The organism is Faecalibacterium sp. PGM34 (assembly GCF_054456555.1).
This window is the reverse complement of record NZ_CM136898.1, coordinates 3,050,751-3,073,894: the sequence shown is the minus strand read 5'-3', so window position 1 is coordinate 3,073,894 and position 23,144 is coordinate 3,050,751. Positions and strand designations below refer to the sequence as shown.

The following is a 23,144-nucleotide window of genomic DNA, read 5'->3' as shown; positions in this document are numbered from 1 at the left end:
CTTTTTCTTTTGCAACCAAAAGGAGAAAAAGCCTATGAAAAACAACGCTACCTGTACCATCCGCTCCGAGGAGATCACCATTGATGTGCGTATCTGCGCTGCGCTGGCGGCAAACCGGGGCGGCGAGGTCATCTCGCTGACCATTGATGAGGTCTACCTGTTCCAGAAGTATCTGGCAAGCCACAGCATCACCCTGATGGCAGACGATCAGAAGCTGCCCTGCATCTGCATCGACTGAGGTACCGCTATGTCAACGAGAGCGGAATTTTTCCAGAGTATGTATCCGGGGCTGTCCAATGGTGAAGTCATTGATGAACTTATCAAAGCCAGCATATACGGTTTTGAACACGGCCCGGAGGTTGTGACCATCAGTGCCGCAGAGGGCATTCATTATGTGCCTTACGATGCGGCAATGCAGAAGAAGCTTCCGTATTATGGAGGCACCTACGAAGCCTGCAATATTCCTTTTACGGATTTCCAGATCCGCTATCAGCCGGAGCAGATTCGCATTGTGGATGGCAAACGCATCCTAGAGGATACAGCCTTTCTCTGCCGGAAGGACAATGATCACTTCCTTATTCTGCCGAGCATTTATGAGAAGCTGGACTTGGATGACTGGCTTCTGGCACACCTGTTTTTCTACGACAAAGACGGAAAACGATATATCGGTGTGGAACTGTCGGAGGTTGACTGATGCGAGTTGTCTTTGAGTTTATGCTGTTTGAAGCCGGCGCTTTTTTCGGCTTCTTTGTGGCAGCTCTGTTGAACGCCGCCCGTACTGGGCAGGAAATCACTATCAAATTCGAGGAGGAAGATAATGGAACAGAACGAGAACACTCTGTCGGTGCTGAAAATTGCACCGGGACAGTATCCGCAGCAGGTCGAGATCAATAACGACCTGAAAGCCTTGCAGCAGGCGGTGGGCGGCTCCATCGGCGCAAGCTACCCTTTTGAAGATCCGGTCGCCATCGTCTACAACGATGATGGCAAGCTCATGGGTCTGCCGCTGAACCGTGCCCTTCGGGATGAAAACGGAGAAATGTATGATGCCGTTGCCGGGACTTTTCTGGTGGTGGGTCTGGGCGAGGAGGATTTCGCATCCCTGACCCCGGAACTGGCGCAGAAGTACGAGCAGCTTTTCCATCAGCCGGAAGCCTTTCTGAAGCTGGGCAACCGTCTGCTGGTACTGCCAGTGCCCGATGAACCTCCCACAGAAAAGCCCCGCACCAAGCCCACGGCAGAGCAAGACCGCTAAAATCACCCTGCTGCACGGGAGGTGATGGCAGTGCAGGAAGAAATCGAACAGAAGTCATTCAACATTATGATCTCCACCACGAAATTGTCTGCCCGGACCGTCCTGCGGGCGGTAAAGGCGGCGATCCGGCTGTACCAGTCCAAGGCATCCCAAGGCAAGCAGAGCGTCCGCACCCTTTTGCGGCAAAACCGGGGCGTATCCAGCGTGGAGATCAGCAAGACCGGCATCCGTGGGCTGGAGCGCTACGCCAAAAAGTACGGCATCGACTATGCTATCCGCAAGGACACCTCCGAGGTGCCGCCCCGGTATCTGGTCTTTTTCAAAGCCCCGGATGCAGAAGCCTTCCACTCGGCGTTCAAGGAGTATTCAGCATCCCTGCTGAACAAGGACAAACGCCCCTCGGTACTGGCACGATTGCAGGAGCTGGTGCAGGCGGCGGCAGAACTCCCCGGCAAAGTCCGGCACAAGGAACAGGAGCGTGGGTTGTGACCACGAAAAAGCTGACAAAGCTGCTGGCGCTCTATCTGCCTTATCTTCTGCTGGGGCTGGCGGCGACCAACTTTGGCGAAGCGTGGCGGCTAGCGGAGGGCAAAGAGCTGGGCGATAAGATCATGTCGCTGATGGGCACCATCCCGGTGGCGTTTGCGAACCCTCTGCCCAGTCTGCATCCGCTTGATTTGCTGATGGGTCTGTGCTGCGGCGCAGGGCTACGGCTGGCGGTCTATTTGCGTGGCAAAAACGCCAAAAAGTACCGCCATGGCATGGAGTACGGCTCTGCCCGGTGGGGTACGCCCAAGGACATTGAACCGTTTATGGCTCCTAAGTTTGAGGATAACATCATCCTGACCAAAACGGAACGGCTGATGATGTCCAATCGTCCGCCTGACCCCAAGAACGCCCGGAACAAAAATGTGCTGGTGGTGGGCGGTTCCGGCAGCGGCAAGACCCGGTTTTGGCTCAAGCCCAACCTCCTACAATGCCACAGCTCCTATGTCGTCACCGATCCGAAAGGAACTATCGTGCTTGAATGTGGCAATGCAATGTTGAAGAATGGCTATAAGGTCAAGATCCTGAATACCATTAACTTTTCCAAGAGTATGCACTACAACCCTTTCGCCTATGTCCACAGCGAAAAAGACATTCTGAAACTGGTCACGACCCTGATGACCAACACCAAGGGCGAAGGGTCCGGTGGCGATCCATTCTGGGAGAAATCGGAGCGTCTTTTGCTGACCGCTCTGATCGCCTATCTGCATTATGAAGCCCCGGTGGAGGAGCAGAATTTTGCGACGTTATTGGAAATGCTGAATACCATGCAGGTGCTGGAGGATGACGAGGAATATCAAAATCCGGTGGATCTGCTGTTTGAAGAACTGGCAAAAAAGAAGCCCAACAGCTTTGCCGGACGGCAGTATAAGCTTTACAAGCTGGCTGCCGGCAAGACCGCAAAATCCATCCTGATTTCCTGCGGCGCACGGCTGGCCCCCTTTGACATCCAGGAATTGCGTGACCTCACCATGTACGATGAGCTGGCGCTGGACACGCTGGGTGACCGAAAAACGGCGCTGTTCCTCATCATGTCGGACACGGATTCCACCTTCAACTTCCTCATCAGCATGGTCTACACCCAGCTTTTCAATCTGCTGTGCGATAAAGCAGATGATGTGTACGGCGGCAAGCTGCCCATCCATGTGCGGTGCCTGATCGACGAGTGCGCCAACATCGGGCAGATTCCCAATCTGGAAAAGCTGGTGGCGACCATTCGCAGCCGTGAGATCTCCGCCTGCCTTGTTTTGCAGGCGAGAAGTCAGTTGAAAGCCATCTACAAGGACAATGCGGACACCATCGTGGGCAACATGGATTCTCAAATTTTTCTGGGTGGCTCCGAACCTACCACCCTGAAAGACCTGTCCGAGATGCTGGGCAAAGAAACGATTGATGCCTTCAACACCTCGGACACCCGTGGCAACAGCCCCAGCTACGGCACTACGTTCCAGAAGATGGGTCACGAATTATTGAGCCGGGATGAGCTTGCGGTGCTGGACGGCGGCAAGTGCATCCTGCAGCTTCGTGGTGTGCGCCCGTTTTTGAGCGACAAGTACGACCTGACCCAGCATCCCAACTACAAGCTGACCTCCGACTACGACCCAAAAAACACCTTCGACATTGAAAAATATCTGAACCGAAAAGAAAAGATCCACCCCGGTGATGAGTTCATCGTGGTGGACGCTGATTCGCTCCCGTCTGCCTGACCCGGTAGGCGGTTTTATTTTTGACCGGAAAGGTACACCAGAAAGTCCACTTCCGCCGCAGTTTGCGGCTTAACAACAGCGGCTTCAGGTGTGTACGGACGGTCTACAACTTTCATTTATAAAAGGAGAAACGACTATGGAATTCTTTAACTCTGCTATCGAAGTTCTTCAGACTCTGGTTGTCGCTCTGGGTGCCGGTCTCGGCGTGTGGGGTGCCATCAATCTGCTGGAAGGTTACGGTAACGACAACCCCGGCAGCAAGAGCCAGGGCATGAAGCAGCTCATGGCTGGCGGCGGCGTTGCGCTGGTGGGCATCACCCTGATTCCTCTGCTGTCTGGTCTGTTCGGCTAAGAGCCGCAGGCGGGTCTTCCCGCCTGTACATTCACAGAACATGGAAAAGCTAAAGTGCAGCTTTCCCACATTCTGCAAACAGAGTTACCCACAACTCCATAAGACAGCCAGTTATACACATTCCCACAATGCCGACTACTACGGAATCCCTCTCATGCCTATCTACAAAAACACGATAAGGATTCAATACCTTAATTTGGAAATATTTGTTGGCAGAAAAAATGCTTGCGCGCGCACACATATTGATGTATAATACGTTCTGATTGGAGGTATATATCTATGCAACTATTAAAATGGCTTTCCGTAACAGACCGATTTTACAAAATCTATTTGGACAAGCAACTTGCCCCCTATGGAATCAACAACAGTCAATATATGTTCTTAATCAAAATCTGTCGTTCGCCCGGTATTCTACAAGATTCTTTGTTGAATATGTTCTATGTTCATCCAAGCAATATTGTACGGACGGTTGCGACATTGGAAAAGCAGGGAATGATTACACGTTCTCCCAATGATAAGGATAAGCGGACATGTAAATTGTATCCTACAGAAAGAGCATTGTCTATTATTGACGAGATACAGATGATATGCGAAAAGACAGAAGCTCTTTTATTGCAGGGTATGAGCGAATCCGAGCAGAACCTTTTTATGGATTTCTTAATACAGGCGGGCAGAAATATCACATCGGAACTCCATATAGAGAGAAAGGGGGAGGAGTTCAATGACTGAAAATCCTCTGGGCTATGAAAAAATTCCAAAGCTGTTGAAAAATTTTGCTGTTCCCAGTATTGTGGCGTCTCTTGTCGGCTCAATCTACAATATTGTGGATCAGATTTTTATTGGTCAAGGGGTCGGTTATTTGGGAAATGCAGCAACCAATGTTGCCTACCCGTTTTCTACCATCTGCCTTGCCATTGCACTACTGGTCGGAATTGGCAGTGCTTCCCGTGTTTCCCTCTGTCTTGGATGCAAAGAGCCGAAAGCTGCCGCCAAAGCAGCGGGAAATGGTATTGTTCTGATGGGAATTTTCGGAATTATTTATTTGCTGGTTGGAGAAACTTTTCTGTCTTTGCTCCTAAAGGCATTTGGGGCAACGACAGATGTATTTCCATATGCAAAGCAGTATGCCAGCATAACATTGATTGGAATGCCGTTTCTCATTGTAACGAATGGTATGAGCAATTTGATTCGAGCAGATGGAAAACCAAAGTATTCAATGGTCTGCATGGTTGTGGGAGCTATTATCAATACCATTCTTGACCCCATTTTTATTTTTGTTTGCGATTGGGGAATTGCCGGCGCAGCTTGGGCAACGGTTATTGGGCAAATTTTTTCTTTCATACTCGCACTCCGTTATCTATGGCATTTCCAAACAATCCATTTTGAAAAAGAGTCGTTTTTATTTGACATTAAAGAAAGCCTGAAAATTTGCAGCATGGGGATAAGCAGCAGCTCAAATCAGATTGCAGTTACCGTGATTCAAATCATTCAGTACAATTCGTTGACTTATTACGGCGCATTAACAAAATATGGAACGGATATTCCCTTGGCAGCTTGCGGAATTGTTATGAAAACAAATGCCATAATCCTTGCGATTGTTGTAGGAATCTCGCAAGGGATGCAGCCGATTATCGGTTTCAACTATGGAGCAAGGCAATATCATCGGGTACGGGAGGCTTACATGCTTGCAATAAAGTGGAATCTTGTTGTTTCCACTATTGCTTTTATCGCATTTCAATTTTTCCCGCAATCTATCATTTCACTATTCGGAGACGGGGACGAGCTGTATTTTGAATTTGCTGTTTTGTTCATGCGTACCTATCTTTTCATGGTGTTGGTAAATGGTGTGCAGTTGCTTTCTTCCAGCTTTTTTACCGCAATAGGAAAAGCGCTAAAAGGTGCTCTGTTGGCATTAACAAGGCAGACCTTTTTCTTGATTCCGCTTACCCTGCTGCTCCCGCTTCGTTTCGGAATTATGGGAGTATTGCTAGCGGGGCCTGTTGCTGATTTTTCAGCGTTTGTGCTATCTATTGTGTTAGTGGGAACAGAATTAAGAAAGCAAAAAAATGCAACACATATTAGTCCACAGTAAAATGAACGGGCTGCGTCCGCTATTGACAGCCCCGCCCGGTTTCGCAAATGGGTAATCAAGGGGCGACAGCAAAAAGTGCTGCCGCCTCTTACATTATAAAAGCAACTATCAATCATGCACTACCCTTTTAGGAGGAAAGGGGGAATTTCCATGACCTGCACAAAAGATTACCGGGAACATATCGAGTATACCTTTCACGCCTTTTGTAAAGTCGTTAAAGAAACGAAATGTTGCCTTATCGGTATATTTATATCTATTCCTTAGACGTTCCACTTTTTGATCCACTGCATCGCATATTCCATCAAGAATATCTTCATAAATTTTTTCTATCCTTGCAGTCGTTCCATCGCTGGTTACAAACAGGCTGCTTATAAGCTTTACAAGCTGGCTGCCGGAAAGACCGCAAAATCCATCCTGATTTCCTGCGGTGCCAGATTAGCTCCCTTCGACATCCAAGAATTGCGTGACCTCACCATGTACGATGAGCTGGCGCTGGACACGCTAGGTGATAAGAAAACGGCGCTGTTCCTCATCATGAGCGATACGGACAGCACCTTCAACTTCCTCATCAGCATGGTCTACACCCAGCTTTTCAATCTGCTGTGCGACAAGGCAGATGATGTGTACGGCGGCAAACTGCCCATCCATGTGCGGTGCCTGATCGACGAGTGTGCCAACATCGGGCAGATTCCCAATCTGGAAAAATTGGTAGCCACCATCCGCAGCCGTGAGATCTCTGCCTGCCTTGTTTTGCAGGCGAGAAGCCAGTTGAAAGCCATCTACAAGGATAATGCGGACACTATCGTGGGCAACATGGACAGCCAGATTTTCCTCGGCGGCAGCGAGCCTACCACCCTGAAAGACCTGTCCGAAATGCTGGGCAAAGAAACGATTGATTCTTTTAACACTTCGGACACGCGCGGTAATTCGCCATCCTACGGAACATCGTTCCAAAAACTCGGTCACGAACTTATGAGCCGGGATGAGCTGGCGGTGCTGGACGGCGGCAAGTGCATTTTGCAGTTGCGTGGTGTCAGACCATTTCTTTCTGACAAGTACGACCTGACCCAGCATCCCAACTACAAGCTGACCTCGGACTACGACCCCAAAAACACCTTCGATATGGACAACTCTTGTTCTTAAATGGGAAGCAGACGAGAAAAAGGGGATTGATGTCAAAACTCCTTCGGATAATTTTAAGTGGAATCAGCTTGGCGAATTATATCAATGGTTCACAGATACATATGCTCAGCTGTCACTGCAAGAATTGAAAGACAGATTGAATGAGAATATCAACGCTATTTATGCAATGATCGATTCTCTGAGTGAGGAAGAATTATTTAAACCACATATGAGAAAATGGGCTGACGAAGCAACTAAAACAGCTGTCTGGGAAGTATACAAATTCATACATATTAATACAGTTGCTCCGTTCGGAACCTTTAGAACCAAGATTAGAAAATGGAAAAAGATTGCACTATAACTTCCAGTTTGGCGAACTGAACACAAAACTAAATACCGAAAAACGGACCGTTGACACACATCGTCATGTGAAAAGTCGGCGGTCTTTTTTTATTCCCAAAATCAGTGGTTGAGGAGTCCCCAACAAGCATCCTACTTGCCACAACAATGCGTTCTTTTGAACATCAATTGTTATATTCCCAATAAACGAAAAGGGAGCTCTGCCCGGACCTTGGTCTGGGACAGAACTCCCTTTTTTACTTCCCATAAAAAGCGCAGAATCCTTTGCAGGGTCCTGCGCTTTTGCTATTCCAGGCAAAGGACTGTTCTCAAAACTTCAACCTCTCCTGCAAAAAGCGGCACAGTAGCTCCGCACAGGCGTTATGCTGCTTTTTGGGGCGGAGGAAGCCGGCGCAGATGGGCGGCAAACCGTCCAATATCACATTCCGGACGTTGGTCATCTGGCTGTGAGAGGCTTCCTCGAAACGGTTCAGGGACACACAATTCTGCTCCTGCGTGCGGTAAAGCACCTGATAAAACTGCTTGCCTAGCTCCAGCTGTGGATGTGCGCCGCTTTCCTGCAGTGCCTGCCACAGCGGCGCAAGGGCATCCGGGGCAAAGCCGGGCACCAGCAGAGTCTGCCCGTCCAGCTCTGCCGGAGAAATATGGATCCGCTCCCAGAAAGGGCTGCTGCGGGAGACCATGACGGCGGTGGTGTGCTGGGAAAGGGCAGTGCGTGCAAGCCCGGTGGCACAGCCGCCTAGATCCATCACCAGTCCGGCATCCAGTGTGCCGTTTTGCAGCTGCACCGGGACTTCATCGTTGGACAAGGAAGTGTGCTCCAAGGGGATACCGGGGTACTGCTGCCGGAACGCCTCCAGCACCTCCCCCAGGTTGGGCAGATAGTCCGGCACCAGTGCTACACTGATGCCCAGACGCAGCGGTGCAGACTGGATCTCCTGGTAGGCCTGCTGGCACAGGGCATCGAACTGCTGCACCACCGGTGCAGCCTGTGCCCGGAACCGCTCACCCTTTTCAGTAAGAGCCAGATGATTGCGGTTGTTGACAAACAGCTTGCCGCAAAGTTCTTCTTCCAGTGCGGCAATGCTTAGCCGCAGAGCCTGCCGGGACAGATACATCCGCCCGGCGGTGTGGGTGTAATTCAAATCTTCGCACAATGCCAGAAAATAGCGCAGCTGCTGGATGGTCATGGTGTGCTCCTTTTCGCAAAACGCAAGTTTTACTTGATACTTATAGGGATATTATATCTTCTTTTTCTTTGTTTGTAAATGTGATATTTTTAACAAGAACGGCAATAGATTTTTGTCGATACGAAGGATATAGCAAGAAAAGAAAGGAATTATTATGGAAAAGATCTCCCGTAAAGGATTTCTGAAGATCGCAGCAGCTGCTGCCATGAGCGGTGTCACCGCTGCCGGTCTGGCTGCCTGCAATGCAGCCAGTAGCGCCTCCGGCGTTTCCAGTGCAACCGGTATCTACACCCCCGGCACCTACACCGCTACTGCCAAGGGCATGAGCGAGATCACCGCCACTGTCACCTTTGATGCCAACACCATCACCAAGGTGGAACTGGACCTCTCCGGCGAGACCGAGAGCATCGGCGTTGCAGCCAAGGACAAGCTCATTGAGCAGATCATGAACGCCCAGACCAGCCAGATCGACGGCGTGACCGGTGCAACCGTCACCAGCAAGGCCGTGCAGAACGCTGTGGCAGACTGCATCCAGCAGGCCAGCGGCGGTGCCATCAACCCTGCACAGCAGTCCACCGAGGAAACCTCCTCTACCGCCGACTGGCTGGGTGAGGCACCGGAGATCGCCGAGAGCGATATCAAGCAGACTGTGGACTGCGAGGTTCTGGTGGTGGGTGCCGGTTCTTCCGGTACTTTTGCTGCCGCCGCTGCCGCCGAGGCTGGTGCCAAGACCATCCTCATCGAGAAGTTTGGTCACGATATGGCCAGCGGCATCCGGGATACGCTGGCAGCCTGCGGCTCCAAGCAGCAGCAGGCAGACGGCGATGATGTGAGCAAAAAGGACGCTGTGCGCTACCTGTGCAACTGGAGCCAGGGTTACACCCGTCACAGTCTGGCAAAGGTGTGGGCAGACCGCAGCGGCGAGACCATGGACTGGTTTACGGATGTTCTGGCCGAAAGCGGCATCGACTTCCGCCACGAGATCGACGAAAAGCACGAGGGCGACAATTACGAGGTTCTGGATGTCGGCCACAGCACTCAGTACGGCGAAGCATACAGCGCACAACTGACCATGGATGCCGTGTTGAAGCACGCCGAGGCCGACGGGCTGGAAGTGCAGTACGAGATCACCATGGTCAAGCTGGAAAAGGACGGCGACCGTGTCACCGGTCTCATCGCCAAGAACGCCAGCGGTGAGTATGTGCGCTACAACGCATCCAAGGGCGTGATCCTTGCCTGCGGCGGTTACAGCGGCAACGAGACCATGATGAAGGCACTGCAGCCCCAGAGCGTGGAGCAGACCTGCGTCAACTACTCCAAGCCTGGCTCCAAAGGTGACGGCATCAAGGCCTGCCTGTGGGCAGGTGCCATCATGGACACCACCCATGCATCCATGATCTTTGACCGTGGTGCCATCAAGCCGGACCAGACCGGCGAGTACGGCAAGGCCAGCGATGGTGCCCTCTTCTGGATGGGCAGCCAGCCGTTCCTGAAGGTGAACCTGAACGGTGAGCGTTTCATGAACGAGTATATGCCCTACGATCTGGTGCTGCACGCTGCTGCAAGCCAGCCCCACCACACCTACTGCACCATTTGGGACAGCAAGTATGCCGAGGACTGTGAGAAGTTTGCCACCCACGGCTGCAGCCGTCTGTACCCCCATGTCAACGGTGCAGACCCGGTGTTCCCCATGGGCTATGTGCAGGCTATGAACGCCGACCTGCAGGATCAGGGCTACATTGTGGAGGCCGACACCATCGAGGAGCTGGCCGACAAGCTGGGTCTGCCGAAGGAGACCTTTACCGCTACGGTGAACCATTACAATGAGCTGGCCGCCAAGGGCGAGGACGAGGACTTCGGCAAGGAGAGCTACCGCCTCTCCACCCTGAGCGAGGCACCCTTCTACGGTGTCCGTCAGGCCGGCGGCTATCTGATCTGCACCATCGACGGTATCCAGATCGATGATAATATGCACGCCATCGACCAGGACTTCAAGGCCATTCCCGGTCTGTATGTCATTGGTGACATGAGCGGCAACTACTTCTCCGGCAGCTATCCCAGCCTGATGGCAGGTGCCGCCGCAGGCCGCAGTGCCACCTTCGGCCGCCTTGCCGGTCAGAACGCTGCCGCAGGCATCTGATACAATCTCTTCCGTTTTCTGAATAAGCAATCGTACCTCCTAATTATGATCTGCACCTGAAAAGGGGCTGCTGTACATGGTTTTGCACAGCAGCCCCTTTTGCTTTGCGCCATCCTGCCGATGGAAAAGTTCTGATTTCTGGCAGCCGGAAATAGACTGCAATGCCCCACAACACAATCAAACGGACCGAAAAGGGGGACATGATGGGAAAAACTCTTTTTATCTTGCAGGAAAAATGCCTCCACGGAAAGTTCATGGAGTGGGGCATCCGGGAATATGTGGAGGCCTATTTCGACCCGGAAAAGGTGGAACTGCCCCGACTGGATGACCCGAAGCGGCTGCGTCTGAGAAAAACACATGAATATAATTCATTGAAATATGAATAAAGAGACTTATTTTTCAAATATACTTGCATTTTATTCGTAATTGGTGTATAATGCGTCACATCAACGAGGTGCGTTGAAACGAAAAGAGAGGGGATTCTGTTATGATATTCAAAAAAATCGCTGCAGCAGTCATCGTTACCGTGACAACGCTCAGCATGGTCTGTTCGGCTTCTGCCTGCACGGCACTTTACGTTGGCAGTGACCTGACCGAGGATGGCACCGCCATGTTCGGGCGCATTGAGGACCTGGGCACCAACGATTACAACAAGCTGTACTACGTCAGTGCTGCTGGCAAGCACAAGGCCGGGGAGCTCTACAACGGCTGCTATGGCTTCAGTTACACCTTTACCCACGACAGCTACAGCTACACGGCACGCCGGGACGACAACGCCCTGGGGGTCTGCCCGGACTGTGACGGTACCCACGACCACACACCCTATGAGGAGGCTGGCACCAACGAAAAGGGCGTCATGGTCTCTGCCACGGAGACCCTTTACGGCATGAAGACTGTTCTGGCAGAGGATCCCTATGTGGACAACGGCATCGAAGAAGCTGAGATCACCACGGTCCTGCTCAGTGAAGCCGCCACTGCCCGGGAGGGCGTGGCCCTGCTGACCTCTATCTACGACACCACCGGTGCAGTCGGCGGCTCCGGTGTGTTTATTGCGGACCAGAACGAGACATGGTTTGTGGAGAACCTTACGGGCCACACCTACATCGCCCTGAAGCTGTCCTCCAGTGTTGCCTTTATGCAGCCCAATGTTGCCGCCATCGGCAAGATCGACCTGGACGACACCGAAAACGTGGTCGCCTCCGCAAATCTGGTGGAAGTGGCCCAGAAGGCCGGGACCTTTGTGGGAGATGCCGCTGCCAATGTCATCGATCTGACCGCCTCCTACAACGGCGAGAGCGCATCTCCCCGGATGGCTGCCGGTCTGAACTACCTGAATGGCGTGGACACCTTTACCGCAGATAACTACACCGAAAATGACTTTGCACTGAGCAATGTGGACGAAAAGGGCCAGATCGTTCCGGTGTGGACCAACATCAAGCTGACCAAAAAGTTCTCGGTGGAGGACGTGCTGGGCTTCTTTGAGACGGAGCCCATTGCCAAGACCGGCAACGTGGAGACCCATGTGTTCCAGGTCAGCCCAGAGGGGGAGCTGAACACCGCACTGGTGGAGTGGACCGCCTTTGACGATAACGTTTACAACGTGTTCGTGCCCTACTATCCGCTGCTGACCACCGATACCGCTGCCTGCTACAAGGTGTCTCCCGGCCCCGTGACCCGCTCGGAGGAGCAGCCCACGGAGGGGGTCTGGTACAAGGACCAGAAGGGCAGATACTACACCTACCCGGAAAACTGGACCGATTCTTTCTACGGCGCACGGGATGCCCTGTCCAACCTGCTGACCTACGGCAATGTTTCGGACCTGGATAAGGCGGCGGTCAAGACCACCTACGCACAGCTCCAGAAACAGATCCTGAAGGACTTCCAGAAGACCAAGGCAAAGGTGGCTGCTGCAGACAGTCTGGAAGCAAAGCAGAAGGCCGCCACCACCGCCAGCAATGCCATGAGCAATAAGGTCCACACCGCCACCGTGGCGATGTTCAAGACCCTGCAGACCAAGTACGGCGTCCGTGCATGGTTCCAGTCGGTGCTGCATCAGGCAGGCTGAACCTCCGCACCCTGAAATAAGATCGTAAAACGCCCCGGTTCCTGTTGCAGAGAGCCGGGGCGTTTTTGCAGGGCAGCGACACCCTTGCCTGCATCATCGGCGGCATTGCCGAAGCCTTTTACGGAATGCCGCCCGAGTTGCAGCAGGAAACCCTGAAACGTCTGCCGGAGGAGATGCAGGTAGCGTATGAGCTGTTCCGGCAGAGCCTTGAGCGCAGGGTGTGACACTGCCGGTGCTGAGAGCCAGAGAGCCGCTGCACAGTGATCTGTGCGGCGGCTCTTTTTCGTGCAGGAGCTTTTCTGCGGGGAGAAAGCGTGGTATACTGAACTCGACAAATCGGAATTGAGAGCTTGGAAGAATGGATTTTGTGTATCAAATCAGGTGGCTATCCATTTGCTTTCAGAGTGAATAATATTGAACGATTACGGAACAACCTTTCCTTTTTGTGGTTGAATCGGTCGCAGAAACCATACAGAAACGAGTAAGGTCAGAGCTTCTGCTGCAGGAACGGCGAGCCATACTCCTGTCAGACCAAATATACGAGGAAGCACAGCCAGAAATAAAAGCAATAATGCAAACGAACACAAAAATGTGATCAAACCGGAAAACTGCCCCTTTCCGTATGCCATCATCCGAACCGCAGCAAAAATATTGAGCCCTGAAAACAGAAACCCAAGTCCGTAAATTCTCATTCCAGAAACAGCGATAGGAAATACAGGACTAGAGGTATCCGCAAAACAGGACACGCCTGCCGGAGCGAGAAAATAGGTCAGCGCATAGATGACAAGAGGCGCGATGGCAAAAAAACGATGTGCATTCTGGAAGCGCAGGCTATGGCAGAATACCGCAACGGCGGCTGCTACATCCGTCCCATCGTGCTGTTTCAGGCACAGCCCAAAGGCAAGGAGGACGCTGCCACCTTTGAGAAGATCCGCACCATCCTTGTGAAAAACGGCATACCGGCAGAGCAGATTGCCATTAAGACCGCCGACATCAACGAGCTGAAAAATGCAGATCTGCTCTCGCCCAACTGCCCCATCCGATTTATTATCACGGTCAACGCATTGAAGGAGGGCTGGGACTGTCCCTTTGCCTACATCCTTGCATCGCTGGCAAACCGCACCAGTCAGGTGGATGTGGAGCAGATCGTTGGGCGCATCCTGCGCCTGCCCTATACCCGAAAGCACCCGGTCCCGGCTTTGAATATGTCCTATGTGCTGACCTCCTCTGCGGACTTTAAGCACACACTGGATGGCATTGTAAAGGGCTTGAATAACGCAGGCTTTACCGATCAGGACTACCGGGCACAGGAGGAAGTCCCTGCTCCGGCACCGCTGCCTGTGGCACAGCAGACCACCTTTAGCATCACGCCCCCGGCACCTGCGAAGGAGCCGCAAGATATTTTTGATGACCCGGACACGGTGCGGCTGGACCCGGTGTGCGTCAACTCCACCACCGAACCCCAAAAGATCGCACCGGCAGTGCAGGACATTCTGGCGCAAGCTGGAAAGGAAATCATCGCCTTTGAAGCCGCCTTGCAGCAGCACAAGGACGACCCCGCCAGCGACTTACCGCAGGAGGCGCAGAAAATGGTTGGACAAACAAAGGTCAAAGCAGAGTTTGCTGACGAGATCGAACAGCTCGTTTTGCCCAAATTCTGCCTGAAAATCCCCCAGAGCATCCTAATGCCCAGTGATACGCAGGAGTTGACCAAGGAGAATCTGCTGAGCAACTTCACTTTGAAGGGTAAGCCCAGCAACATCGACTTCGACCATCTGGACAACAATCTGGCACAGGTCGATCTGGATGGCGATGGTACGCCCCGTGCGTCTAAAATGGAATCCCAGTATCAGCAGTTTATCGGGCAGCAGTTCCCCCTGATGCCGGGTGAGAACCGGCTGAAACTGTGCCGCAACATCATCCACACCACCTTGAGCCGCCAGAAGAAGCTGAACGCCGTGGACGATACAGAGTTGCAGCGTTATGTGGACTACATCATTGGCGGCATGAACCAAGACCAGTTGGATGCACTGGAACAGATGCCCGTCAACTTTGCAAATAAAATCTGCGATTACATCATCAAGCTGCAAGAGGAAACCGCCAGAGAGAACTTCTACAACTGGCTGGAGGTAGGAAAGATCGTCACCCAGCCCCGCTTCAAGCTGACATCGCATATCACCCTGTCCGGCAAGGCTTCCTCCCTGACCAAGAGCCTGTACAAGCAGGAGTGCGAGCTAGACGATAATTTCGAGTACGACATGGCAATGGCACTGACCGGCATTGACAGTGTGCGCTGGTGGCACCGCAATCCCACCAGTGGACGGAATGCGTTCTGCCTGAACGCTTTCCGCAACCATTACCCGGACTTTATCGTGATGACCAACAGCGGAAAAGTGCTGCTGGTGGAAACCAAGGGCGACCAGTTGGAAAATGCCGAGTCCCGTGAGAAAATCAAACTGGGCCGCGCATGGCAGAATGCAGCCGGGAGCCAGTATCGTTATTACATGGTGTTCCAGAATAAAGACCTCCATCTGGAGGGTGCTTATCGGTTTGATGAGTTTTTGAAGATTCTGGGAGAACTGTAAAACACAAAGCGGGGCTGTTGGAAAATAGCTCTCTGAAAAAAAAGCACAAAACCCGGAACCTTTTCAGGGCCAAAACGGCTCAAAAAGGGTTCTGGGTTTCTGTTTTTGCACTATTTCTTTGTGTAAGCTGCTATCGCATTTTTATTTTGCAACAGCCTCTGACTTTTAAGACGGTTGCTGGGGTTGCAGCACAATCAGCACATCCTGCAGGAAATGATGCATGGGCAGGACGGTGACGCTGCCGTCAAAGCGGGGTTCCAGCCGCTGGGTATCGCCTGTTTCCGGTTCAATAGCGGTGACGGAACAAGTGCTCCAGTCGCCGTGGAGCGTGAGCGGCGCGTTGGTGGGAACGTACAGAATGGTATGCTCTCCGGAGCGGGCCGCACGAATGAAATCCGCATATTGGGCAATGATATTCTGGCAGGGAACGGGGGCCGTGATGGATAACTCTTCGAAGAACCTCTTTGCAAAGCGGAAATCTGCTACGCCCGGAAGAAGTACGGCATCATACCATGGAAGCGCCTGCAGGAATCCCTCGCCTCCATGCGGATTTTTGGGCATATCGGGCTTTTGCCAGTTCCATACGCCGTGGGCACCGTAGGTGATTCCTGCTCCCGCGCCGGATAACAGGCTGTTCCACAGCGCCCAGCGGGTTTCGGTACGGCGAAAACGCCCGTAAGCCTTGTGGCTGTATCCCATCTGCTCGTAGCAGGGCTCGCTGTTGATGACAGGACGGCGTGGCGTGCGTGCGGCAAAGCTCTCCGCCAGAAGGTGGGCCATCTCCTGCCCGGCTGCATTGTGGCCGGACTGATACAGGTACAAATCCGCCCGCTCGCCAAATTCCTGCGGAAGTCCATCGTAGCGTCCCTTGATGTGGTAGGCTTTCAGCAGACCCGGCGCGTAGCGATCCATCAGATCAGTGACCAGTCGGTAACGCTGGATGGACGCTTCACTGTCAAAGCCGGTGTCGCCGCTGACAATGTAGACCGGATCAAACTCGTTAAAACTGTCGCAGATGGTTCTGACGACCGGTTCCACGGCTTCGGGAGGCATTACGTTGCCGCCGAAGATATGGCTGGCCCAGGTGTCCGGCACATAATTGCACCACATGACCACGATGGCCAGCGTAAAACCCTTGTCCACGGCGGCGCGGCACATGGAGCGGGCATGAGCGAAATACTCCGGCAGGATCCTTGAAAAGTCGTACAGTTCACCTTCGCGGAACGGGAAAGGGTGGCGGTTTTCCAGTGTTCCGCAGCGGTCCCATTGGGGCAGCGCGTTGATTTGCAACACATTGAAACCCTGCCGGGCGCGCAGATCCAGATATTCCTGCCAATCATCGTCTGATATATTGGTAAAAGCGCTCCAGCAGGTATCGGCCAGCCAGAAAAAAGGCTTGCCATTCTGCGTCAGATGGCTGTGATCAGGGGAAACCTGTAAAGCCATACCATACCCTCCTCAATCCAGGTCCTCGCCGTTGGAGGCGATCACCTTTTTGTACCAGTAGAAGCTGTCCTTGCGGCGGCGTGTCAGTGTTCCGTTGCCGTCGTTGTCTTTGTCAACATAGATGAACCCATACCGCTTTTTCATCTCGCCGGTGGAGGCGGAAACTAAATCGATCGGTCCCCACATCGTGTAACCCAGCAGGGGGAGACCATCCTGCGAGATGGCTTTGCCCATTGCCTCAATGTGGGCGCGCAGATAGTCGATGCGGTAAGGGTCGTGGATGGAACCGTCCGCTTCCACGGTGTCCACAGCGCCAAGCCCGTTCTCCACGATGAACAGCGGTTTCCGGTAGCGGTCGTACAGGGTATTCATGGTGATGCGCAGGCCCAGCGGATCGATCTGCCAGCCCCATTCGCTGGCGTCCAGATAGGGGTTTTTCAGAGACATGATGGCCGCATTACCCGGCTTGCGGTACTTCTTTACCGTTTCGGGGTCGGCGGAGGCCGCACGGCTGGCATAGTAGCTGAAGGAAATAAAATCCACCGTTCCTTCCTTCATCACGGCAAGATCGTCTGCGGTGCAGTCCAGTGTGATGCCGGCGCGCTCCATACGTTTCCAGGCCCAGACAGGATATTCGCCCCGTGCCTGTGCATCAATGAAGAAGTAGTTGTCCCGGTCAGCCTCCATGGCGGTGTACACATCATCGGGACGGCAGGTGAAGGGGTAATACTGTCCGGCGGCCAGCATGCAGCCCATCATGGCATCGGACATCATTTCATGGGCCAGTTTTACGGCGCGGGCGCTGGCCACGATTTCGTAGTGGGCGGCCCGGTATTTGACCTCCAGTTCGTTTTCACCTTCCTCAAACAGCACGCCCGCCCCCATGAACGGCATATGGAGCAGCATATTGATTTCATTGAAGGTCAGCCAATAGTGAACGCGCCCTTTGTACCGGTCAAAGATCACCTCGCAGTAATGCAGGTAGGCATCAATCATACGTCGGTCTTTCCAGCCGCCGTATTTTTTGATGAGGGCGATGGGCGTATCAAAATGGCAAATCGTAATGAGCGGCTCGATGCCGTATTTGCGGCATTCATCGATCAGGCTGTCATAGAAGGCGAGACCGGCCTCGTTGGGGACCGCATCATCGCCGTTGGGCAGGATGCGCGTCCATGCGATGGAAAAACGGTAGACCTTGAAACCCATCTCAGCAAACAGGGCGATATCCTCTTTGTAGTGATGATACAGATCGACGGCCTCGTGGGAGGGATAGCGGTGTTCCTCATCACAGGCCAGCATTTTCATCTGCCCGCGGGAGACCTTCATTCGGTCGGGACCAAAGGGGATCACATCCACCGTGGAAAGGCCGCGTCCATCGACATTGTAAGCGCCTTCACACTGGTTGGCGGCGGTGGCACCGCCCCACAGAAAGTTTTTGGGGAAGGTACTCATACAAAAGACCTCCTTGATATGTATTGCAAACAACGGCATGGCCGTGACCTGCACGACCATGCCGTTGCTTTTTACCATTCCACAAGTGACGGCATGGCAGGGGGAAAATCAGTCCTCTTTATACAGAACCAGCGTGCCAGCCAGAGCGATGACAAAGGCCAAAACCGAGGCGGCCAGCACGACCCACATGCTGAACAGGCCGGTACTGCCGGCATCAATATAGCCGGGCAGGCCGAACAGGCCCAGACCGCCGGGAATGTAGCGCTTCGCGCCCAGCACGCCCACCAAAGCGCCGGCAATGCCGGAGGCAACGCAGGCAATGACGAAGGGCTCCTTCTTGGGCAGGTTGATACCGTAAAGCGTGGGTTCCGTGATGCCGAACATGCAGGAGATGAACGCGGGGATGCCGATTTTCTTCAGCTTCTGGTCGCGGGTGCGCAGGATCACGCCCAGAACAGCACCGGCCTGTGCGAAGGGAGTGGCGAAGGTGCCGGGCATGATGAAGTCATAGCCAAGGTTCGCAATGTTGATGTAACCCAGAGGAATGATGGACCAGTGGAAACCGAAGATGACCAGAACCTGCCAGAAGGTGCCGACCAGTGCGCAGCCCAGCGTTGCGCCGATGACGGGAATGTTGAACAGAGTCTCGAAGCAGAGGGTCAACACAGCGCAGATGACACCGGAAACAGGACCGATGACCAGGTAAGTCAGGCTGGACATGACGACCAGAACGCAGACCGGGGTGATGAACGCCTTGATCATGTCAGACAGGTGATTGTTGAGCCACTTTTCCAGCTTGGCAGCGAAGAAGCAGCACAGGACGATGGGGATAACCGAGGAGGTGTAGCCGGATTTGGGGAAAATCACCGGCAGACCGAAGAAGGTGGTGTAATAGCTCATCTCAAAGGCGGAGCCGGTCAGCACGGTGCCCAGTGCCTCGCCGGATTTCAGAGCCACCATGGTGGGATAGCACAGGGAAATGCCCAGCGCCATGCCGGTGAATTCGTTCATCTTGAACTTCTTGGCGGCGGTGTAACCCAGAATGACCGGCAGGAAGTAGAAGAAACCATCGGCAACGGTGTACCAGATCATGTACGCGCCGCTGGAGGAATCCAGAACGTGGAAGAAGGTCAGCAGCGTCAGCAGACCTTTGATGATACCGGAGGCACCCAGCAGCGTGATGGTGGGTGCCATGATGCTGGAGATCATGTCGATCAGGGTCGCGGCGACGCCCTTCTTTTTGCCGCCCTCATCTGCGGCAATGGCGTTGCCGTCCTCATCGACGGTGCCGGAACCATGCAGGTGTCCGACTTCCAGAACAGCGTCGTAGACCTCGGCAACTGCGTTGCCGATGACGACCTGATACTGGCCATTTGCCTGAATGACCTTGATGACGCCATCGGTCTTGTTCAGGATATCCGTGTTTGCCTTGCCCTCATCCACCAGCTGGAACCGCAGACGGGTGATGCAGTGGGTGATCGCTTTGATGTTCTGTTTGCCGCCGACATTCTGGATAATAATGCGGGCGAGACCATCATACTTGCTTGCCATGTGTAATTTCTCCCTTCATCTGTTTGCAGAGCGACAGGCGGTCTGCATTTCTTGGAAACAGTATAACATCCAAAACCTGTAAAAAACGAGAATTTCAAGAAGTATTCAACAAATTCGTCGAAACTTGCAAACAAAAGAGGATGCAATGTTGCAATTTGAACAAAGAATGTACTTTGTGAAGAAATAATGACTGAATATTTTAGTAAATGATTTAGTAAATTTTTTAAAACGGGTCTTACAGATGCTGTTTTCCCATCCACTCCCAGATGGTGCAGGGAATGCCATCGCACAGAACGGCACGACCTTCGGGATAACACGCTTCCAGAGTTTGTCGACCCATGCCAGCAGCAGGCAGCCGAACAGAACGGGCAGGACGGTCTGGGGCCAGTATACACTTTCGGGTGAAAAATGAACGGGATGTCAGCTTGTATCCTATTTCTTTGGCAAAAGTGCTTAACTTCAGGGGCAACTGTGCAAATGAACGAAGAATATGGAATTTACAGAATAATTTACTAATTTTTTTGCTAAAGTTTAGTGCGGCTGTTTACTTCTTGCTCTTTTTCGAGGCTGGTGCTGAGTTGCGCACCAGAACGCTCTGGCGGACGAGGACTTCGGGTGCGATGGCGATGCGGACGCGCTCCGGCGGCGAGGAGCAGAGCAGGGTGTTCAGCCGCTCGACGGCCAGCGCGCCCATCCGCTGTTTCTGGATCTGCATGGTCGTCAGGGGTGGATTCAGCACCTCGCTCACGGCGGAATCATCGAAGCCGATGACCGAGATATTGTCCGGGATGCGGTAGCCGTATTTCAGCAGCGTTTTGCAGCACCCGGCGGCGATACGGTCGTTGTCCGCGAAAAAGGCGGTGGGGAGCATCGGCTCGGTGTCAAGATACTTTGCCATGTCCTCGGCGGCTTCCTCGCTGGATGGCCGGACGGGGATGATGCGCCGGGCGGAATCTTTGGCGGCATCGCCCGGAAGCGAACGGCAGGCGGACAGGTAGCCGCTTTGCCGTTCCCGGAAGTTGTGAATCTCAACGCTGCTGTGCAGGTAGCCGATCCGGGTGTGGCCGCAGTCGATGAGGTAGTGGACGGCCTTCCACGCGCCGAGGGCGTTGTCGATGGCGATAGCGTCGTATTTCAACGCCGGGAAGGAGTTGTCCAGCACGACCAGAGGAACGGACAGATCAAAGAACGGCGCGACGTCCTCCGAGTGCATCTCGGTCGCGAGTAAAATCAGCCCGGCAGAGTTCAGGCTCTGGATGCTGTGGATCTGCTCTTTGGCCGGCTGGTTGCCGTAAAAATAGCTGATGGACAGGTGATAGCCCAGCGAGGCGGCCTCGTCGGCGACGCCCTGCGTCAACTGTTCAAAAAACGGGGTGTCGGCCATGACCTGACCGTGCCGTTTGTAGATGATGAGCTGGATGGTCTTTCCGTTGGGTGTGGGTGCGGCGCGGAACTGCAGCTCAAGCCCCATCTCCCGGGCGAGCTGTAAGATCTGGATACGAACGCTGTCGCTGACGCCAGGCTTGCCGCGCAGAACCAGCGAAACGGTCGCCTGAGAAACGCCTGCCTTCTCTGCAAGCTGCTTTGCGGTGATACGCATGGGAATCCTCCCTTTCTTTCCTTATTCCTATTGTATCGACACGGAAAACGGGATGTCAAGGCGCAGGTCTCTGAAATTTTACTAAATAATTTAGTGAAAAATGCGAATCTGGCGGAATCCTTCGTCAAAAGTAACAAAGCGGACGGGTCAAAATCCTGCAATTTGCAGAATTTCAGGTATCCAACAGCGGAACACCTCTCGAAACGCGAAGAATGTGATACACTGAAATCAATAAAAGCCGTACCGTGAAAAAGAATGTGAAATGGAGGATTTTAGCAGATGGCAAACATCAAATTGGGTTTTGCACCCACTCGCCGCAGCATCTTTTCGGCACCGGACGCTGTGAAGTACCGCGGCCTGACCGCTGCCCGGCTGCGTGAGCTGGGCGTCGACTTTGTAGACATCGACGATATCAACGAGGAGGGCCTGCTCTACGACGAGAACGACCGCCTCAAAATCGTTGAGAAATTCAAGGCGGCAAAAATCGACGGTCTGTTCCTGCCGCACTGCAACTTCGGCACCGAGTACGAGTGCGCACGTCTGGCAAAAGACCTCGGTGTGCCGGTGCTGCTCTGGGGTCCTCTGGATGAGCGTCCGGAGCCGAACGGCGTCCGCCTGCGCGATACCCAGTGCGGCCTGTTCGCGACCGGCAAAGTCCTGCGTCGCTTCCAAGTGCCGTTTACTTACCTGACCAACTGCCGCCTGAACGACCCTGTCTTTGAGCGCGGCATCCGGGATTTCCTTGCGGTCTGCAATGTCGTCAAGACCTTCAAGAACATCCGCATTTTGCAGATCGGTCCCCGTCCTTATGACTTCTGGTCGACCATGTGCAACGAGGGTGAGCTGCTCGAAAAATTCAACATCCAGCTGGCTCCTGTTCCGCTGCCGGAGCTGACGAGCGAGGTCAAAAAGGCCATCGCCGACGGCGACGAAGTGCAGGCAACGATGGCCTACTGCCGCGAGAAGATGGAAATCAAGGTCAACGATGAGCAGCTGACAAACATTGCCGGCCTGGCCGTTGCCATGGAGCGCCTGATTAAGAAATACCACTGCAATGCCGGTGCGATTCAGTGCTGGAACGCCCTGCAGAGCGAGCTGGGCATTATGCCTTGCGCTGCCAATGCGCTGCTGAACGACAAGGGGATCCCCATCGTATGCGAAACCGATATTCACGGTGCCGTCACCGCACTGCTGGTCGAGGCTGCCGCCAACGATGACACCCGCGGCTTCTTTGCAGACTGGACGATTCGCCACCCCGATGTGGAAAACGGCGAGTTGCTGCAGCACTGCGGCCCGTGGCCGCTGTCGGTGGCGAGTTGCAAGCCCTGCATCACCTACCCGCTGGCGTTTGACTATCCCGGTGCTATCACAGCCGAGGCCAAGCACGGCGACCTGACGCTGGCCCGTTTTGACGGTGACAACGGCGAGTACAGCCTGCTGCTGGGAAATGCCAAGGGCATTGACGGTCCGAACGGCATGGGAACATATCTTTGGGTCGAGGTCGAGAACATCAAGCGGCTGGAGGCTAAAATTGTCGAGGGCCCCTATATCCATCACTGTGTCGGCATTCACAAGGACGTTGTGCCGGTACTGTATGAAGCCTGCAAGTATATCGGCATCAAGCCTGATTTGTATGATCCGATTGAAGAAAAAGTCAAAGCCTATCTGCGGGGTGAATGAAA

The 23,144-nt window shown here is 53.5% G+C and carries 19 protein-coding genes and 2 pseudogenes; 16 read left to right on the top strand and 5 right to left on the bottom strand.

Going from position 1 to position 23,144, the window contains the following annotated elements; genetic code table 11:
- The first annotated feature begins 34 nt into the window (after positions 1–34).
- The 10 genes and pseudogenes from ACXPUX_RS14970 to ACXPUX_RS14925 all read left to right on the top strand — a co-directional run.
- Positions 35–238: a hypothetical protein gene (locus tag ACXPUX_RS14970; RefSeq protein ID WP_458829046.1), complete on the top strand. Its 204-nt coding sequence runs from the start codon at positions 35–37 to the stop codon at positions 236–238.
- Positions 239–247: 9 nt separating this feature from the next.
- Positions 248–694, top strand: a complete 447-nt coding sequence (locus tag ACXPUX_RS14965) for a hypothetical protein (protein WP_458828989.1) — start codon at positions 248–250, stop codon at positions 692–694.
- Between the two features lie 123 nt (positions 695–817).
- A complete protein-coding gene (locus ACXPUX_RS14960; RefSeq protein WP_270195590.1) occupies positions 818–1,255 on the top strand; it encodes a DUF3846 domain-containing protein in 438 nt (145 codons plus the stop codon).
- A gap of 24 nt (positions 1,256–1,279) precedes the next feature.
- A complete protein-coding gene (locus ACXPUX_RS14955) occupies positions 1,280–1,744 on the top strand; it encodes a PcfB family protein (RefSeq protein WP_458829044.1) in 465 nt (154 codons plus the stop codon).
- Positions 1,741–3,507: a VirD4-like conjugal transfer protein, CD1115 family gene (locus ACXPUX_RS14950; RefSeq protein ID WP_458829042.1), complete on the top strand. Its 1,767-nt coding sequence runs from the start codon at positions 1,741–1,743 to the stop codon at positions 3,505–3,507. Before ACXPUX_RS14955 ends, ACXPUX_RS14950 begins: the two co-directional genes overlap by 4 nt.
- 136 nt (positions 3,508–3,643) lie before the next feature.
- A complete protein-coding gene (locus tag ACXPUX_RS14945; RefSeq protein WP_055186938.1) occupies positions 3,644–3,859 on the top strand; it encodes a Maff2 family mobile element protein in 216 nt (71 codons plus the stop codon).
- Positions 3,860–4,138: 279 nt separating this feature from the next.
- Positions 4,139–4,588 carry a MarR family winged helix-turn-helix transcriptional regulator gene (locus ACXPUX_RS14940; protein WP_129900147.1) on the top strand — a complete coding sequence of 150 codons (450 nt, stop codon included), beginning with the start codon at positions 4,139–4,141 and terminating at the stop codon, positions 4,586–4,588.
- Positions 4,581–5,951, top strand: coding sequence for an MATE family efflux transporter (locus tag ACXPUX_RS14935; protein ID WP_458829039.1), 1,371 nt, complete (start codon positions 4,581–4,583; stop codon positions 5,949–5,951). Before ACXPUX_RS14940 ends, ACXPUX_RS14935 begins: the two co-directional genes overlap by 8 nt.
- Positions 5,952–6,320: 369 nt before the next feature.
- A pseudogene (locus tag ACXPUX_RS14930) lies at positions 6,321–7,094 on the top strand (VirD4-like conjugal transfer protein, CD1115 family); the annotation flags it as partial.
- Positions 7,075–7,434 (top strand): annotated as a pseudogene (locus ACXPUX_RS14925) (ClbS/DfsB family four-helix bundle protein); the annotation flags it as partial. The pseudogenes ACXPUX_RS14930 and ACXPUX_RS14925, both read left to right, overlap by 20 nt.
- Before the next feature lie 307 nt (positions 7,435–7,741).
- On the opposite strand, the gene ACXPUX_RS14920 reads toward ACXPUX_RS14925, so the two are convergent.
- On the bottom strand, positions 7,742–8,623 hold the full coding sequence (locus ACXPUX_RS14920; RefSeq protein WP_419019444.1) for a LysR family transcriptional regulator: 882 nt from the start codon (positions 8,621–8,623) through the stop codon (positions 7,742–7,744).
- Between the two features lie 154 nt (positions 8,624–8,777).
- Here ACXPUX_RS14920 and ACXPUX_RS14915 point away from each other — a divergent pair, with 154 nt between their 5' ends.
- The 5 genes from ACXPUX_RS14915 (at position 8,778) to ACXPUX_RS14895 (ending at position 15,413) form a co-directional block, all read left to right on the top strand.
- The gene (locus ACXPUX_RS14915) at positions 8,778–10,763 is read left to right on the top strand and encodes an FAD-dependent oxidoreductase (RefSeq protein WP_458829037.1); all 1,986 of its coding nucleotides are present in this window, start codon (positions 8,778–8,780) and stop codon (positions 10,761–10,763) included.
- A gap of 203 nt (positions 10,764–10,966) precedes the next feature.
- Positions 10,967–11,149, top strand: coding sequence for a hypothetical protein (locus tag ACXPUX_RS14910; RefSeq protein WP_458829035.1), 183 nt, complete (start codon positions 10,967–10,969; stop codon positions 11,147–11,149).
- Positions 11,150–11,250: 101 nt separating this feature from the next.
- On the top strand, positions 11,251–12,828 hold the full coding sequence (locus ACXPUX_RS14905) for a C69 family dipeptidase (protein ID WP_458829033.1): 1,578 nt from the start codon (positions 11,251–11,253) through the stop codon (positions 12,826–12,828).
- A 65-nt stretch (positions 12,829–12,893) separates the two neighbouring features.
- Positions 12,894–13,052, top strand: a complete 159-nt coding sequence (locus ACXPUX_RS14900; protein ID WP_458829031.1) for a hypothetical protein — start codon at positions 12,894–12,896, stop codon at positions 13,050–13,052.
- 609 nt (positions 13,053–13,661) lie between these two features.
- A complete protein-coding gene (locus ACXPUX_RS14895; RefSeq protein ID WP_458829029.1) occupies positions 13,662–15,413 on the top strand; it encodes a hypothetical protein in 1,752 nt (583 codons plus the stop codon).
- A gap of 165 nt (positions 15,414–15,578) precedes the next feature.
- On the opposite strand, the gene ACXPUX_RS14890 is transcribed toward ACXPUX_RS14895, so the two are convergent.
- From ACXPUX_RS14890 to ACXPUX_RS14875, 4 genes are all read right to left on the bottom strand, one after another.
- Complete coding sequence (locus tag ACXPUX_RS14890) at positions 15,579–16,859, bottom strand: apiosidase-like domain-containing protein (RefSeq protein ID WP_458829027.1); 1,281 nt, start codon at positions 16,857–16,859, stop codon at positions 15,579–15,581.
- A 12-nt stretch (positions 16,860–16,871) separates the two neighbouring features.
- Positions 16,872–18,311: a 6-phospho-beta-glucosidase gene (locus ACXPUX_RS14885; protein WP_458829025.1), complete on the bottom strand. Its 1,440-nt coding sequence runs from the start codon at positions 18,309–18,311 to the stop codon at positions 16,872–16,874.
- A 108-nt stretch (positions 18,312–18,419) separates the two neighbouring features.
- The gene (locus tag ACXPUX_RS14880; protein WP_458829023.1) at positions 18,420–19,862 is read right to left on the bottom strand and encodes a PTS transporter subunit EIIC; all 1,443 of its coding nucleotides are present in this window, start codon (positions 19,860–19,862) and stop codon (positions 18,420–18,422) included.
- A gap of 544 nt (positions 19,863–20,406) precedes the next feature.
- Entirely contained in the window at positions 20,407–21,462 is a 1,056-nt protein-coding gene (locus tag ACXPUX_RS14875; protein ID WP_458829021.1) for a LacI family DNA-binding transcriptional regulator, read from the bottom strand.
- 279 nt (positions 21,463–21,741) lie between these two features.
- Between ACXPUX_RS14875 and ACXPUX_RS14870 the strand changes: the two genes are divergently transcribed.
- Positions 21,742–23,142 (top strand): L-fucose/L-arabinose isomerase family protein, encoded by a 1,401-nt coding sequence (locus tag ACXPUX_RS14870; protein ID WP_458829019.1) that lies wholly within the window; start codon positions 21,742–21,744, stop codon positions 23,140–23,142.
- Positions 23,143–23,144: the final 2 nt, after the last annotated feature.